We start from the raw sequence: 10,364 nt of genomic DNA, 5'->3' as shown, positions 1-10,364 counted from the left end.
CCTTACTTGATTCGAATGGAGCTCTCGCCGCGCTCAAGGTGCGCCCAGCCTGGCTCGGGAATGAGTTCGTGTTCGCAGTCCTCGCCGGCAGCCATGCGCTTGCGCACGTCTTCGTTGTGCTCGCGGTCGGCCTTGAGCTTGGCGGCGATGGCGTTCTTGTCCGGCGTGATCTTGGTGGCAACCGAGGTCAGTTCATCCGGTACCGCGTCTTCGTTGTCGACGATCACCTTTTCCTTGCCGGTGACCAGGCTGATGGTGAACAGCGGACGCTTGATCGACTTGAGGTTTGCCGCGTCCATATTCCGGCGCAGGTATTCGGTGATTGCCGTGACGCTGTTGGTCTTGATGCGCTTGAGCTCGTTCAATCGATTGATCTCGGCGTCGATCGCGCCGATGTCGCCTTCGATGTTCCGGCGCAGCATGACGATGCTATCGGCCTTGTCTTCAAACTCACCCTGTATTCCAGCCATGGTGTCTTGAATTGCCTGCTTCAGGATTTCGTCATCGGTTTCGCACATGGCTGCAAGTTCGGCCATCTGCCCAGTGAGCACGTAAAGCTGAGTCATGCTGCGGACTCCTGTTTGAACTTGGGCGAGAGGGTCGCCAGTTCCTTGGCGATCCGTTTGACGCCGGTATCATCCTTGCGGGCGGTAAGCTTGCGCACGGCTGCGTCGTGGATCTTTTTGAGTTCATGCGCCGACTGAGCGCCTTGCATCGTGTCGACCACCGACTTGATGTAGTCGAGGCGCTCCTGCTTCTGGCGTTCGATCTCGGCTTCCCTATCTTCGGCCTGCTCGATAGCCTGCTCGGCCTGGAGCTGCTGGACGTAGTTCTGGTCGTCGAACATGCCCAGGAAGACGTCGGCGCTAAATCCGAGCATGGAGAGGGCTTTCTTGATGGCGTCGGTCAGCGACTTTTTCGGCGCCTCGCCATCAGTGGTCATGCCGTAGTTCGTCTTGTACTGGTAGCGCGTGCAGCCGTACTGCTCGATCTCTCCGCGCTGGCCGTCCTGTACGAACCACAGGCAGATCTTGACTGTGTGGCCGATCTCGCGGCCGATGCAGGCACGCTTGTCGCCTTCACCGGTGTAGATCTCGTGACCATCGTCGAAGCGCTCTTCAATGATTTTCCATCCCCAGCCGATGCCGACGGGGCCGAAAAGCTCAGTCGCCTTCATGACCATGGCGGCGCCGTTCAGGCTGGTGATCTGCTGGCCGCCGACCTTGGCGTCCTTGGTGAAACGGGTGTCGGTCGTCTGGACCTTCTCCCAGATGCTCATATTGGTGGTGGACATTGGAATGCCTCGCGCCAGGCCGGCGCCGTCAGTTGAAAGGGGGAATGCCAGGTCACGCAGGCATGAGGGTTGACCCGCGCCCTGGCTGCGGTGGATGGCTGCGCGCTCTCGCCGCTTACGCCCCCGCATGGGGTACGGTTATCCCCGTAGGGCCAGCCGTGCTCGGGTGCGTGTGATTCAGGAAGTGATGCCACCAGCTAATGCGCTGGCGAGCATGAAGGCGGTACAGGCGAAGAGGGCAGAGACGGAGCCGCGCCAGATGTACAGGCGGCGGGCGCGCTGGTAACTGGTCATGGCCAAGGCCTCAGATGCTTGCGAACGAGCTCATGCAGAGCCTTTCCGTCCCGACTGATCTTCTGTCCTCGCAACTGCCACTTCCGCGTGCTTGGCCAGCAGTCGATGATCTTGTTGCCGGGAAGCTTGAGCACGACGTGATAGCCGTTGTTGTGCTTCGAATGTTGGACGCCAGTGTTTTGCAGCCACGCTTCGAACTGAGCCATGCTCTGCAACTTGCGCGCTTTCTTGTCTCCGGAGCTGCTTCCGCCGCAATCCCGGCATTCCCTCGGGCAGCCAACGTCTTCGCCGATGAACTGGCAACAGATGGAGCAGTGGCTGCCGTCTGCGATGTTATCCTCATAGAAACTCATGCCAGTACCTCGTACCCGACCGTCCACTCTCCGCAGATGCAGGCCCGGCACTTCCAGGCTTCCGGATTTTCGATGCTGGCCAGTTCTGCCTGGTGCACTGCGGCGGCAAAGGTCGGCCCTTTGAACAGCATGAGAACCCGATCGGCGGGCATGGCCTGGGTCTCGGTTAGCTCAGTAACTTGCTCGTCAATGAGCGCCTTCACGATTGGCGTGGTCATGATGCCTCCTGCTTGCGGTAGCCAGCGTCCCAAAGGTCTCGGGCAACGTCCTCATGGATCATCAGTTCTTGCAGGTGACTGGCGCCGTGGGTTCCAAGAGGGTGATCTTTGATATGGCGAATCATTTCGTTCAGCCCTGCATGGCGCTCTTGCTCTGGCGTAGGCATGGGGCGGAAGTTGCTCGACCAACAAAGAAGGCGCCCTTCGCCGTGCACAACTGCCGCCGAACTAATGAATTCTGGGTGGTGCCAGATCACATGGCACTCAACCCACAGTTCATCTCTTCCTTTTATAAGAGCCTGACACTTGGTATCAACGGGAGGGCGACCAGCATTAGGCCAGCCGTTTGGATCCGTGAACACTTTGAAGCGTTTGCCCTCGTCAGACTTGGCCCAAGGGCGCCCCACCTGATCGATGTACAAATCACCAGAATCCTTGTGCCAGCCTGCAGGCCACGCTTCAAATCCTTGCATCGGGATGATCCAGAGTGGATATCCATCTGGCTTGGCAGCCCAATCAATTTTGCTCATGCGACCTCCTTGCGCCCATCAACGATCTTGTTGAGGCGCCCGCAGTAGTGGTTGAACTCTTCGATGGTGATGCGCTGGTCGGCCAGCATTTCGGTCAGCAGCTTGAGGACCATGGCCTGCCAGGACAGTGGCGTCTCAGGGTGTGCCATGGCCTCAAGCTCTTCGTCGATCAGGACGTGGGGGCTTTTCATTGCGCCTCCTCGGCCTGGGCCAGAACTCCATCTCTGGCGAAAGGGGTCAGGAGGTCGATGGCCAACTGTTCAAGCACAGCCTGATGGCTTGGCGCGCTGAACATTTCCTGCGCTGCCGATGCTGCCTCGCTGCTGGACTTGGCCAGCGCAGCCAGAACCAAGCGGCCCAGCACAGTTTGGCTTGCCCCTTGCGCGCCAAGCTCGCTCATCACGAACTCGTCGACAGCCAAGGCGAAGCGCTCGAAGCCCACGCCAACCTGCTTGCCCTTGAGCGAGAACAGGTAATCCCTGCGCGCCAACAGCTCAGGTACGCCATTGCTGATCCAAGCCTGCTCTGCTGCATCCTGCGGCGACTCACTCACCGATGGAGGCAACTCCTCGTCAAACTGCCATTGTGCTGCTCGAAGTGCGCCCATGGTCGCCTCCAGGTGGTGGGTTCAGTCGGTGTATGCGATGTACTTGAATAGGCCTTTTTTCGCGTCGAATCGCTCGAAGCGTCCGCCGAAGGTGCCGCGCACCTTTTCCTCAACCTCCTTGGCGGGGGTGCCAACAGGGAAGACGCCTTCCTTGATCATCGAGCTGGCTGTGTGGAGCTTGGCCACCCAGTCGATCTTGGTCGGATCGAGCACGCGCGGTTTTGTCTGGATGAATGGGATAGGGGCGCCCAGGCTGATGGATTCGATCTCACGAACGCAGAGAGGGTCGTCGGCCACGCGCCAACCGCAATCAGGGCAGTGCATGTCGGCGTTCTCGTGATTCCAGCAGGGTGCAGCGATGTGGCAGCTGCAATCCTTTACTGGCTCGATCTCAATGGAGCCCTCGCAGCCATCGCGGGCGCAGGTTTCACCCTCGCAGTATCCAAATGCGCTCATGGCGTCCTCCAGGTGGTGGGTTACTCGGTGGGTGGGGAAGGGAGAGGATTCCAACTGGCGCCAGAGCGAACGTTTCGTATCGCTCTCACGCTCACGCCGAACAGCTCCGCGAGATCGCTGGTCTTGGATGTTGAAGCCCTGATCAGGCGCGCGCTCTCTACGTTCAGCTTCGAAGCTCCTCGCCCTTTCGCCCGCATGTCGCGCATATTGTCCAGATGAGTGCCTAGAGAAAGGTGATCGGGGTTGACGCAGGCCGGGTTGTCGCAGGAGTGCATGACCACCATCCCTGGAGGGATTGGGCCCCGAGAAATCTCATAGCTAGCCTGGTGCGCCCTTCGAACGCGGCCTTTGATCTTCAAGTAGCCATAGCCGCAGGAATTCAGGTTTCCCTTCCAGTTCCAGCAAAACGAAGTCTTTTCGCAGCGCTCATAGAATCGATCAACGTTCACCTTCGCCCTGTGCTGAGCACTGCAGGACTTCGAGCAGAAGCTGTTCGGGCTTCTGGTCAGGTCGGCCTTCATCTTCTCGAACTCAACACTGCAGTTGAGGCAACTGCACTTGATCCAGCCGCTCATGGCTTCACCCGGGCGGCGATCATTGCGTCGGCCAGTTCGTAGCACTCGGCCGCGATATGCTCGCGCTTGGCACCAGAGGTGTTTGGATCGGCGCACAATCCTTGCAGGGCCTTGGCCGCGAAGTAGTCGCGCAGGGGCATGCCTGACATAAGCCGCTTGGCTTCATCTACGTGGGATGGTTCGAATGTTTGGTGGTCATACGAGACCGGGAACGCCGGTCCGCCTGTGTCTTTGCTCATCGTGTGAACCTCAGTAGCCAACCGCATTGATCAGATGCCGGGCACCGGTTACCAAGCCGGGCGTGAAAAGCCAAGCCCGGCACCTGTCGATGCGGTCGTTATGGGGAAAGAGGCAGGCGCCCCGAGCTGCCGGGGATGCTTCTGGACTGGCTCGTCTTGAGTCCCGGAATCGCCTGCGAGAGGTATTGAAGGAATGAATTACTGAAGGAATCTGCGGACGGGGCGCACGAGACGCCCGCCGCCCTTGCCGTAGCCGTCGAGCCAGCCATCCTCAAAGCCCATGCTGCAGGCGGTGCTGGCTGAGAACTGCGTGCTCGACACATAGAACCGCTCGGTCGAGAACGACTCCGGGGCGACCTGCCAGAACCTGTGCAGCTCACCAATCGATGGCAGGGCGAAGTCGGTATGGCCGTCGGCGGTGTACGCAGCAGCTGCGATAGCGGCGGGATGCTTGCCTTCACGCGCCAACAGGATCTTGGTATTGGCCCGGCCATCGGTGCGGCTGGTTGCTTCCGTGATCTCGCCATATGCGCCGAAAGCGAAGCGGCCCGGGAGGTCTTCAGCGGCTGCGATGACGTGACAGATGCCTTCCGGATACTGAGCCAGGCCGAAGTAGATCCCGCCCTGGCCCGGCCAGATTTCGCCAACGGCAGGAGGAGTGAGATGTGCTTGTGCGTTCATGGGGTGTCCTTTGGAGTGGTGGGGGCGGGCTACATCGGGGATGCCTCTGGTCGCTTTCTCTTGCCGCCCGTTTGCGGCTTCCGGTTGCCACACCGGTTATGTTTGCTCGGGCGTGCAGAGGACATTGCGCAGAGGCATCCCCGATGCAGCCTGCTATGGGAAGCAGGGCATCGGGCAGTTAACGTCAGGCTGACGAGGCGTTGGTTGTTCAGTCGTCATCGCCCTGGTTCAGCATCTTCTCGACGTCTGCCACCGTGGGCTTGTTCCAGTTCTTGATCTGACCTGTATCGAGGTCGATGTTCAGGATCAGGTAGTCGCCGTAGTGGTTACCCGGGAAGAAATCCGGCACATATCCCTCGTAGCTGCCGACCTCATCGCCCTGGGCGTCTTGCAGGTCGGCGGCGAAGCCATCGCGCACCTTGATGTGCAGACGAATTTCGGTCACATCGACCTGCACCGTTTTCTGCTGGTTGATCTGCATGCTGCGTTCCTCGGTTGATTTCCCGGCAGCCACTCGTGCGAATGGCTGCGAGTGAAATCGGTATTGCTGGGCTCCGTTACTCGCCACGGTGGCCTGGGCGATTGCTTCATTGCTGCAGCCGCCACCGGTTCCCCGGCGTGGCCCGCTGTACCAGTGCATCAGCCCGTTCTGAGGGCTACCTGGCAGGGAGCGTTGCAGCTCAACCCTCCATCCGCGCCGTAAGCGCCTGATTTCGAGCTGGCCAGTTCCAGAGCTGGTATGGGGATCGAATTTATTGCTCGCGCTGTGCCGTTGCCGGGATCGATCCGCGAGGTTCCCATCGGTGGTAAAGAGCGGTCGGCTTGAGGGCCTCCCGAGGGGCTGTGTAGCGCCTCGATGGGTGTAAATATCTCCTATGGAAATATTAGTGTCAACTCCAATGGAGATATTATTTTCAGCAGGCACAAAAAAGCCCGCGCTAGGCGGGCTCGTGCTGCGGAGAGGATTGGCTTATTCGCGGCGAAGTGAGGCAGATCGGCCGTACTGCTTCTCGAATTTCTCCACCATCATCTGGCAGGTACTTCGGATGAATCGCCTGGTGTCCAGAGACTGAAGTTCGTCATCTACCCCTTTCTAGCACAGATCGATTGCGTATCGCGCCTTGCTTTTCTCATCCGACGGACCAGAGAGCGCGCCGATGATTAATACTGCGCCGAAAAGGAGGAGGGGGGCCAGGACCAGCCACGGCCAGATTGGCTTTCGAGGCTTGACTGGAATCTGCCCATCATGAGTTCCGGTGAGAAGGCTGACTCCGCAGTGCTTGCAGCGAATCGCCTCAGCCTTGATGTCCTCAGCGCAGTAGGGGCATTTCTTATCGGGTGATTCCACCGGCAGACCTCCATTTCCATAATGTTGCCATCCTACCATTGCGGCTACTTAGCATGGGCCTGGCAATAAAACACCAGGGCCGGCCAGTCCAGTCGGCACATCGCGATGATTACATCGAATCTATCTGTGCCTTCAGCTGATTCGCTGAAATCTCATACTGGCGCTCATAGGTATCGTGATCTTCATCAACGAGGTGGTCCAAGTAGGTGAGCCACGATACGTACATGTTGGCCAGTTCTGGTTTCAGCGATGGCATGAGATCAACCTCGGCCTTGTACAAGGCCTTCCCCTTGATCTTGGCATCATCTGCGCAGGCTCTTACCGTATCTAGTCGACGATGGAATGCCTCTGACCAGCGCTTGCTGCCTTCGCCATACTTCCTCTCAGCGGCCCTGACCTCGGCTCCCTGATATATGGCGTCAAGACTGCAAACCGCAGAAAGACCAGTCATCTTGTCGATATAGGTGGGCTCAGCTACGGCAAGCTGCGACCAAAGGATGGCTGCGACAAGGGTGGCTGGCAGGGCTTTTCGCATTTTTGCTCTTCCTGAGAAATGACCATCCTACCACCCCAGCCCTTTGCCATCATCCAGGCAAAGAAAAGCCCGCGGGGAGGCGGGCTCGTATTTTCTTGCTAGCTTACTGCCCGGCAGCCTTGGCTTGCTGGGCCTTGATCTGTTCAAGAAGGGCCTTGGCTTCAGCAGACTGTTGCTTGACCTCCTGGATTGCGGCGGCAGTGTCCCTGCCGGAGTCAAAATTGGAAACACCATATGCCATGACAGCAATCACGATTCCGACGATGGCTATGACGGAGACAATCGAATTGGTGATGATCGTTCCCCGCAGGCCTTTTACGCCAGAAAGGTCTTTATCGAGCAGTTGCAGGCTATGGTTGATCTGCGTGAATCCATCCGCAATACGACCCTCAAAATCCTTCAGGCGAGCGTCAGCCTTGAGCTGCTGGTTCTCAAGACGAGCATTTAGTTCTTCGCGAGTAATGTCGTTCATAGACTCAGTATTGCGCAAGGGTTCGCTAATGTCACTGCCGGCATCGGCGACCGGGTTTTTCCCGGCATCGAAGGCAAAGCGTCCAGTGGTGAAATCGTGGAAACGCAATTTTAGGCCTTCGGCGGATGGCCCCATCGTTATTTTACTCATTGCCTGGGGCTTCCTGATGGGTCTCTTTGTCGGCCAAATCAATCTCGAGCTTTGGATTGTCCGCAACCCACCCATGAACCAGTGACGCGTCATGAAATCTCATGAAGCCACAACTCTTGCACGCATAAGAAAAAACTGAGGCATAGTGCTGTGGCTCAGCATTCCGAACCAGAAGCCCCATCCGAAATGTTGGGGAATCAGGGCCTCCGGGGCAGAAGATATTCCATTCTTCACCACTGCAAAGAGGACAGATATCGTTTTCCCCGACCTTCGCCTCTAAAAATCTCGCAAAGTCTCCTGCGTCAACCTTCAAAAAGTCCTGACGCTCATTTACTACATCTAAACGATCAGCCATCCCGGCTCCTCAATAAAGTCTCCAAGCCAATCGACGCAGCGCTGCAAATTTAATCAAACCTGCTTCCAGGCTTGCGATTTAGCGCCACGGCAAGCCCATGCACCTTCTCATTCCTACGCTTCTTCACCAGGGTGGTGAAGTTCTTCTCGCCAGCACCGTGGACGCTATAGCATCCCGCCACGCCAAACTACGCGACCGATGATCCTGACTTCGTTGATCTCCCCATCCCGCAAGGTCTCATCCCCGTAGCGCTTCTTGTCTGGGTTGTCGCTGCGAATGATCCATCCGTCGATCTCAGACTTGACCAGGCGCTTCACAATCGTCCCGTTGGACTCGCTCTGCAATGCGAAGATCTGACCATCCTTGGGCTCGAGCTTTGATCGGTCGACCAGGAGCACATCACCACTATTGATCGTCGGGTCCATGCTGTCGCCATCGGCGTAGATCACATCAAGGCCCTTAGGGTTAAGCCTGTTGGATCGGAGCCAGTCAGACTTGAATGCCAGGACGCCGCGAATCTCGACATGTGAGTTATCAGCGCCCTTCCCGGCAGCTGCGCGCGCAGACAACTGATTCACCCCTACATAGTCCGGGTCGTCTTCAAGGTCGAAGCTGCGAGGTTCAAACGCATCACTTGCCGGGCCAGCAGGAGCAGAGGCTATTCCTGCGGCAGAGGCCATTCTCTCGATGTCGCTAGCAAGCCTTTCACTGAAGGAGCGAACCGGAACCTTCAGCAGCTCTGCCATGGCTACGGCCAGCTTATGCGTGATAGGGCGATATCCATTCAGATGGCTGCCGAGCGTTCCCTGGCTCATACCGACCTTGTCCGCGACTTCATCTTGCGTCAGTCGATCTTCTTTTGGGCGGCCGGCGTTATAGCTCATAAGAGCCTTTTTCAGGGCTGCGCATTCTTCGCGCTCCCAATCTAGCAACGGGCGTCGTTCTTTAGTCATTTCCCAAGAATATTCCCATTGGAAATAAGTAACCATCTCCATTGGAGTTGCAAACTATCTCCATGGGAGATAATCTGCGCCTAAGAACCAAAGGAGGTATGGCAATGAGCCGAATCACCCTTACTCAATTCGCCGAAAGCAAGGGCCAAACCATGGCGGCCAGGATTCTTGGCATGAGCCAAGGCGCCTTGAACAAGGCTTTGCGAGTAGGTCGTGACATCTACGTCACGGAGCTAGCCGATGGGACTTTCCAGGCAGAAGAGGTTCGTCCGTTCCCAAGCCAGGCCCAGTCCAAAAAAACCGCCGCTTAACCCACTTCAACCGCAAGGAGCAGTACCCGTATGGCCTATGACAACCCGGCCCACAAACGCAGCGAAGTAGTGAAGTCTCGCTACAAGCCCGAAGACGCACGGATGCTTCGCATGGAAGCCCGCGCAGCCGGAATGCAACTGGCTACCTACGTTCACGAGCTGTCGATGGTCGCCAGGCGCCTGGGCGCCGCCCAGATGATCCGCGAAATGCACGGCATCGGCGAACAGGATAAGTCGGCTTAAAGACCCTTTGGAGGGCCTATGCCTGATACAGCCTTCAACTTGATGGAGAAGGGGGCTCAGGAAGAGGTTCGGCAGCTTAGCGCCGAGCTTGGATGGAGCCTCGAATACACCGCCAACCATTACCTCGAAGCGGGTCGTTCGTTGGCGGTACAGGAGCAGTTGAGGCAGATGAGGCATAAGGCCCCTCTGCTCTCGCTGGCAAGTCACAAAAAGGGCCTCGAAAGGGCCTAAGAAGAGCAGGAGAAGGGCATGTCGCCAGAAGCTATGCAGCAGGAAATCCAACTGATTTTTGCGCGTGCCTGCGCTGAGTCGCTGAAGGAATCGGTCGGCTACATCTTGCGTGACGACCTCAAGGAGGAGAAGGCCAGGGCGCACGGTGAAGCGTTCGCCTCGGCCTTCGTGTTCATGTCGCGCTACTTCACACCCGAAGCGGTTGCGTTACGGGAGCATGAGTTTGCTTCTCGGCAAGACCACTTGCGTAGTACTCCCGAAGCTGCATCTCAAGCGAGCGAAGCATCTCTTTGTCCAGAGTTGCTGTCGTTGCTGAAAACACAAAAGTCGACGCAGGAACGTATCGACCAGCTATTAGCGCGTTGAGGGTATCCAGCGCCTGTTGCTCTACCGATTTTTCAGCCATGTCCGGTCTCCTTGGACCTTTTCGTGTGGAAGCAAAAAGCTACCACGGATGCACCGGACACCTAAACCGCCTGGATTTCAGGCATGAAAAAGCCGACGGACGAGGTCGGCTGA

19 protein-coding genes are annotated in these 10,364 nt (G+C 57.7%); 3 read left to right on the top strand and 16 right to left on the bottom strand.

Annotation, left to right across the window (positions count from 1 at the left end; translation table 11 throughout):
* Positions 1-2: 2 nt before the first annotated feature.
* The 16 genes from ACODSK_RS02800 to ACODSK_RS02725 form a co-directional block, all read right to left on the bottom strand.
* Positions 3-566 (bottom strand): siphovirus Gp157 family protein, encoded by a 564-nt coding sequence (locus tag ACODSK_RS02800; protein WP_489013710.1) that lies wholly within the window; start codon positions 564-566, stop codon positions 3-5.
* Positions 563-1,294 carry a hypothetical protein gene (locus ACODSK_RS02795; protein ID WP_489013709.1) on the bottom strand — a complete coding sequence of 244 codons (732 nt, stop codon included), beginning with the start codon at positions 1,292-1,294 and terminating at the stop codon, positions 563-565. The genes ACODSK_RS02800 and ACODSK_RS02795 overlap by 4 nt, the downstream gene beginning before the upstream one ends.
* 290 nt (positions 1,295-1,584) lie before the next feature.
* The gene (locus ACODSK_RS02790; RefSeq protein ID WP_489013708.1) at positions 1,585-1,941 is read right to left on the bottom strand and encodes a hypothetical protein; all 357 of its coding nucleotides are present in this window, start codon (positions 1,939-1,941) and stop codon (positions 1,585-1,587) included.
* Complete coding sequence (locus tag ACODSK_RS02785) at positions 1,938-2,159, bottom strand: hypothetical protein (RefSeq protein WP_489013707.1); 222 nt, start codon at positions 2,157-2,159, stop codon at positions 1,938-1,940. The genes ACODSK_RS02790 and ACODSK_RS02785 overlap by 4 nt, the downstream gene beginning before the upstream one ends.
* A complete protein-coding gene (locus tag ACODSK_RS02780) occupies positions 2,156-2,689 on the bottom strand; it encodes a hypothetical protein (protein WP_489013706.1) in 534 nt (177 codons plus the stop codon). Before ACODSK_RS02780 ends, ACODSK_RS02785 begins: the two co-directional genes overlap by 4 nt.
* Positions 2,686-2,880, bottom strand: a complete 195-nt coding sequence (locus tag ACODSK_RS02775) for a hypothetical protein (protein WP_014859727.1) — start codon at positions 2,878-2,880, stop codon at positions 2,686-2,688. The genes ACODSK_RS02780 and ACODSK_RS02775 overlap by 4 nt, the downstream gene beginning before the upstream one ends.
* The gene (locus ACODSK_RS02770) at positions 2,877-3,296 is read right to left on the bottom strand and encodes a hypothetical protein (protein ID WP_489013705.1); all 420 of its coding nucleotides are present in this window, start codon (positions 3,294-3,296) and stop codon (positions 2,877-2,879) included. Before ACODSK_RS02770 ends, ACODSK_RS02775 begins: the two co-directional genes overlap by 4 nt.
* A 21-nt stretch (positions 3,297-3,317) precedes the next feature.
* Positions 3,318-3,752: a hypothetical protein gene (locus ACODSK_RS02765; RefSeq protein WP_012053025.1), complete on the bottom strand. Its 435-nt coding sequence runs from the start codon at positions 3,750-3,752 to the stop codon at positions 3,318-3,320.
* A 20-nt stretch (positions 3,753-3,772) separates the two neighbouring features.
* Entirely contained in the window at positions 3,773-4,327 is a 555-nt protein-coding gene (locus ACODSK_RS02760; RefSeq protein ID WP_489013704.1) for an HNH endonuclease signature motif containing protein, read from the bottom strand.
* Positions 4,324-4,476, bottom strand: coding sequence for a hypothetical protein (locus ACODSK_RS02755; protein ID WP_489013703.1), 153 nt, complete (start codon positions 4,474-4,476; stop codon positions 4,324-4,326). The genes ACODSK_RS02760 and ACODSK_RS02755 overlap by 4 nt, the downstream gene beginning before the upstream one ends.
* A gap of 288 nt (positions 4,477-4,764) precedes the next feature.
* Positions 4,765-5,247 (bottom strand): Lcl C-terminal domain-containing protein, encoded by a 483-nt coding sequence (locus ACODSK_RS02750; protein WP_489013702.1) that lies wholly within the window; start codon positions 5,245-5,247, stop codon positions 4,765-4,767.
* A 208-nt stretch (positions 5,248-5,455) separates the two neighbouring features.
* The gene (locus tag ACODSK_RS02745; RefSeq protein WP_489013701.1) at positions 5,456-5,728 is read right to left on the bottom strand and encodes a hypothetical protein; all 273 of its coding nucleotides are present in this window, start codon (positions 5,726-5,728) and stop codon (positions 5,456-5,458) included.
* A gap of 976 nt (positions 5,729-6,704) precedes the next feature.
* Positions 6,705-7,130: a hypothetical protein gene (locus ACODSK_RS02740; RefSeq protein WP_489013700.1), complete on the bottom strand. Its 426-nt coding sequence runs from the start codon at positions 7,128-7,130 to the stop codon at positions 6,705-6,707.
* A 103-nt stretch (positions 7,131-7,233) separates the two neighbouring features.
* A complete protein-coding gene (locus tag ACODSK_RS02735; protein ID WP_489013699.1) occupies positions 7,234-7,752 on the bottom strand; it encodes a hypothetical protein in 519 nt (172 codons plus the stop codon).
* Positions 7,745-8,107 (bottom strand): hypothetical protein, encoded by a 363-nt coding sequence (locus tag ACODSK_RS02730; RefSeq protein ID WP_489013698.1) that lies wholly within the window; start codon positions 8,105-8,107, stop codon positions 7,745-7,747. The genes ACODSK_RS02735 and ACODSK_RS02730 overlap by 8 nt, the downstream gene beginning before the upstream one ends.
* 164 nt (positions 8,108-8,271) lie before the next feature.
* Positions 8,272-9,102 carry a LexA family transcriptional regulator gene (locus ACODSK_RS02725; protein WP_489013697.1) on the bottom strand — a complete coding sequence of 277 codons (831 nt, stop codon included), beginning with the start codon at positions 9,100-9,102 and terminating at the stop codon, positions 8,272-8,274.
* A 62-nt stretch (positions 9,103-9,164) separates the two neighbouring features.
* Between ACODSK_RS02725 and ACODSK_RS02720 the strand changes: the two genes are divergently transcribed.
* From ACODSK_RS02720 to ACODSK_RS02710, 3 genes are all read left to right on the top strand, one after another.
* Positions 9,165-9,371 carry a Cro/CI family transcriptional regulator gene (locus ACODSK_RS02720; RefSeq protein WP_489013695.1) on the top strand — a complete coding sequence of 69 codons (207 nt, stop codon included), beginning with the start codon at positions 9,165-9,167 and terminating at the stop codon, positions 9,369-9,371.
* A 30-nt stretch (positions 9,372-9,401) separates the two neighbouring features.
* A complete protein-coding gene (locus tag ACODSK_RS02715) occupies positions 9,402-9,614 on the top strand; it encodes a hypothetical protein (protein ID WP_489013693.1) in 213 nt (70 codons plus the stop codon).
* A 249-nt stretch (positions 9,615-9,863) separates the two neighbouring features.
* Positions 9,864-10,211, top strand: coding sequence for a hypothetical protein (locus ACODSK_RS02710; protein ID WP_489013691.1), 348 nt, complete (start codon positions 9,864-9,866; stop codon positions 10,209-10,211).
* The last annotated feature ends 153 nt before the right edge of the window (positions 10,212-10,364 follow it).

Source organism: Pseudomonas sp. FG98 (assembly GCF_057808595.1).
Note: the sequence above shows the minus strand (reverse complement) of the source record. Positions and strands in the feature narration are given on the sequence as shown.

Coding starts and splice junctions, on each gene's coding strand:
- ACODSK_RS02720 (WP_489013695.1), top strand. CDS start 9,165: ATGAGCCGAATCACCCTTACTCAATTCGCCGAAAGCAAGGGCCAAACC.
- ACODSK_RS02755 (WP_489013703.1), bottom strand. CDS start 4,476: ATGTCAGGCATGCCCCTGCGCGACTACTTCGCGGCCAAGGCCCTGCAA.
- ACODSK_RS02775 (WP_014859727.1), bottom strand. CDS start 2,880: ATGAAAAGCCCCCACGTCCTGATCGACGAAGAGCTTGAGGCCATGGCA.
- ACODSK_RS02760 (WP_489013704.1), bottom strand. CDS start 4,327: ATGAGCGGCTGGATCAAGTGCAGTTGCCTCAACTGCAGTGTTGAGTTC.
- ACODSK_RS02710 (WP_489013691.1), top strand. CDS start 9,864: ATGTCGCCAGAAGCTATGCAGCAGGAAATCCAACTGATTTTTGCGCGT.
- ACODSK_RS02795 (WP_489013709.1), bottom strand. CDS start 1,294: ATGTCCACCACCAATATGAGCATCTGGGAGAAGGTCCAGACGACCGAC.
- ACODSK_RS02725 (WP_489013697.1), bottom strand. CDS start 9,102: ATGGAGATGGTTACTTATTTCCAATGGGAATATTCTTGGGAAATGACT.
- ACODSK_RS02745 (WP_489013701.1), bottom strand. CDS start 5,728: ATGCAGATCAACCAGCAGAAAACGGTGCAGGTCGATGTGACCGAAATT.
- ACODSK_RS02765 (WP_012053025.1), bottom strand. CDS start 3,752: ATGAGCGCATTTGGATACTGCGAGGGTGAAACCTGCGCCCGCGATGGC.
- ACODSK_RS02800 (WP_489013710.1), bottom strand. CDS start 566: ATGACTCAGCTTTACGTGCTCACTGGGCAGATGGCCGAACTTGCAGCC.
- ACODSK_RS02785 (WP_489013707.1), bottom strand. CDS start 2,159: ATGACCACGCCAATCGTGAAGGCGCTCATTGACGAGCAAGTTACTGAG.
- ACODSK_RS02790 (WP_489013708.1), bottom strand. CDS start 1,941: ATGAGTTTCTATGAGGATAACATCGCAGACGGCAGCCACTGCTCCATC.
- ACODSK_RS02780 (WP_489013706.1), bottom strand. CDS start 2,689: ATGAGCAAAATTGATTGGGCTGCCAAGCCAGATGGATATCCACTCTGG.
- ACODSK_RS02770 (WP_489013705.1), bottom strand. CDS start 3,296: ATGGGCGCACTTCGAGCAGCACAATGGCAGTTTGACGAGGAGTTGCCT.
- ACODSK_RS02730 (WP_489013698.1), bottom strand. CDS start 8,107: ATGGCTGATCGTTTAGATGTAGTAAATGAGCGTCAGGACTTTTTGAAG.
- ACODSK_RS02715 (WP_489013693.1), top strand. CDS start 9,402: ATGGCCTATGACAACCCGGCCCACAAACGCAGCGAAGTAGTGAAGTCT.
- ACODSK_RS02735 (WP_489013699.1), bottom strand. CDS start 7,752: ATGAGTAAAATAACGATGGGGCCATCCGCCGAAGGCCTAAAATTGCGT.
- ACODSK_RS02740 (WP_489013700.1), bottom strand. CDS start 7,130: ATGCGAAAAGCCCTGCCAGCCACCCTTGTCGCAGCCATCCTTTGGTCG.
- ACODSK_RS02750 (WP_489013702.1), bottom strand. CDS start 5,247: ATGAACGCACAAGCACATCTCACTCCTCCTGCCGTTGGCGAAATCTGG.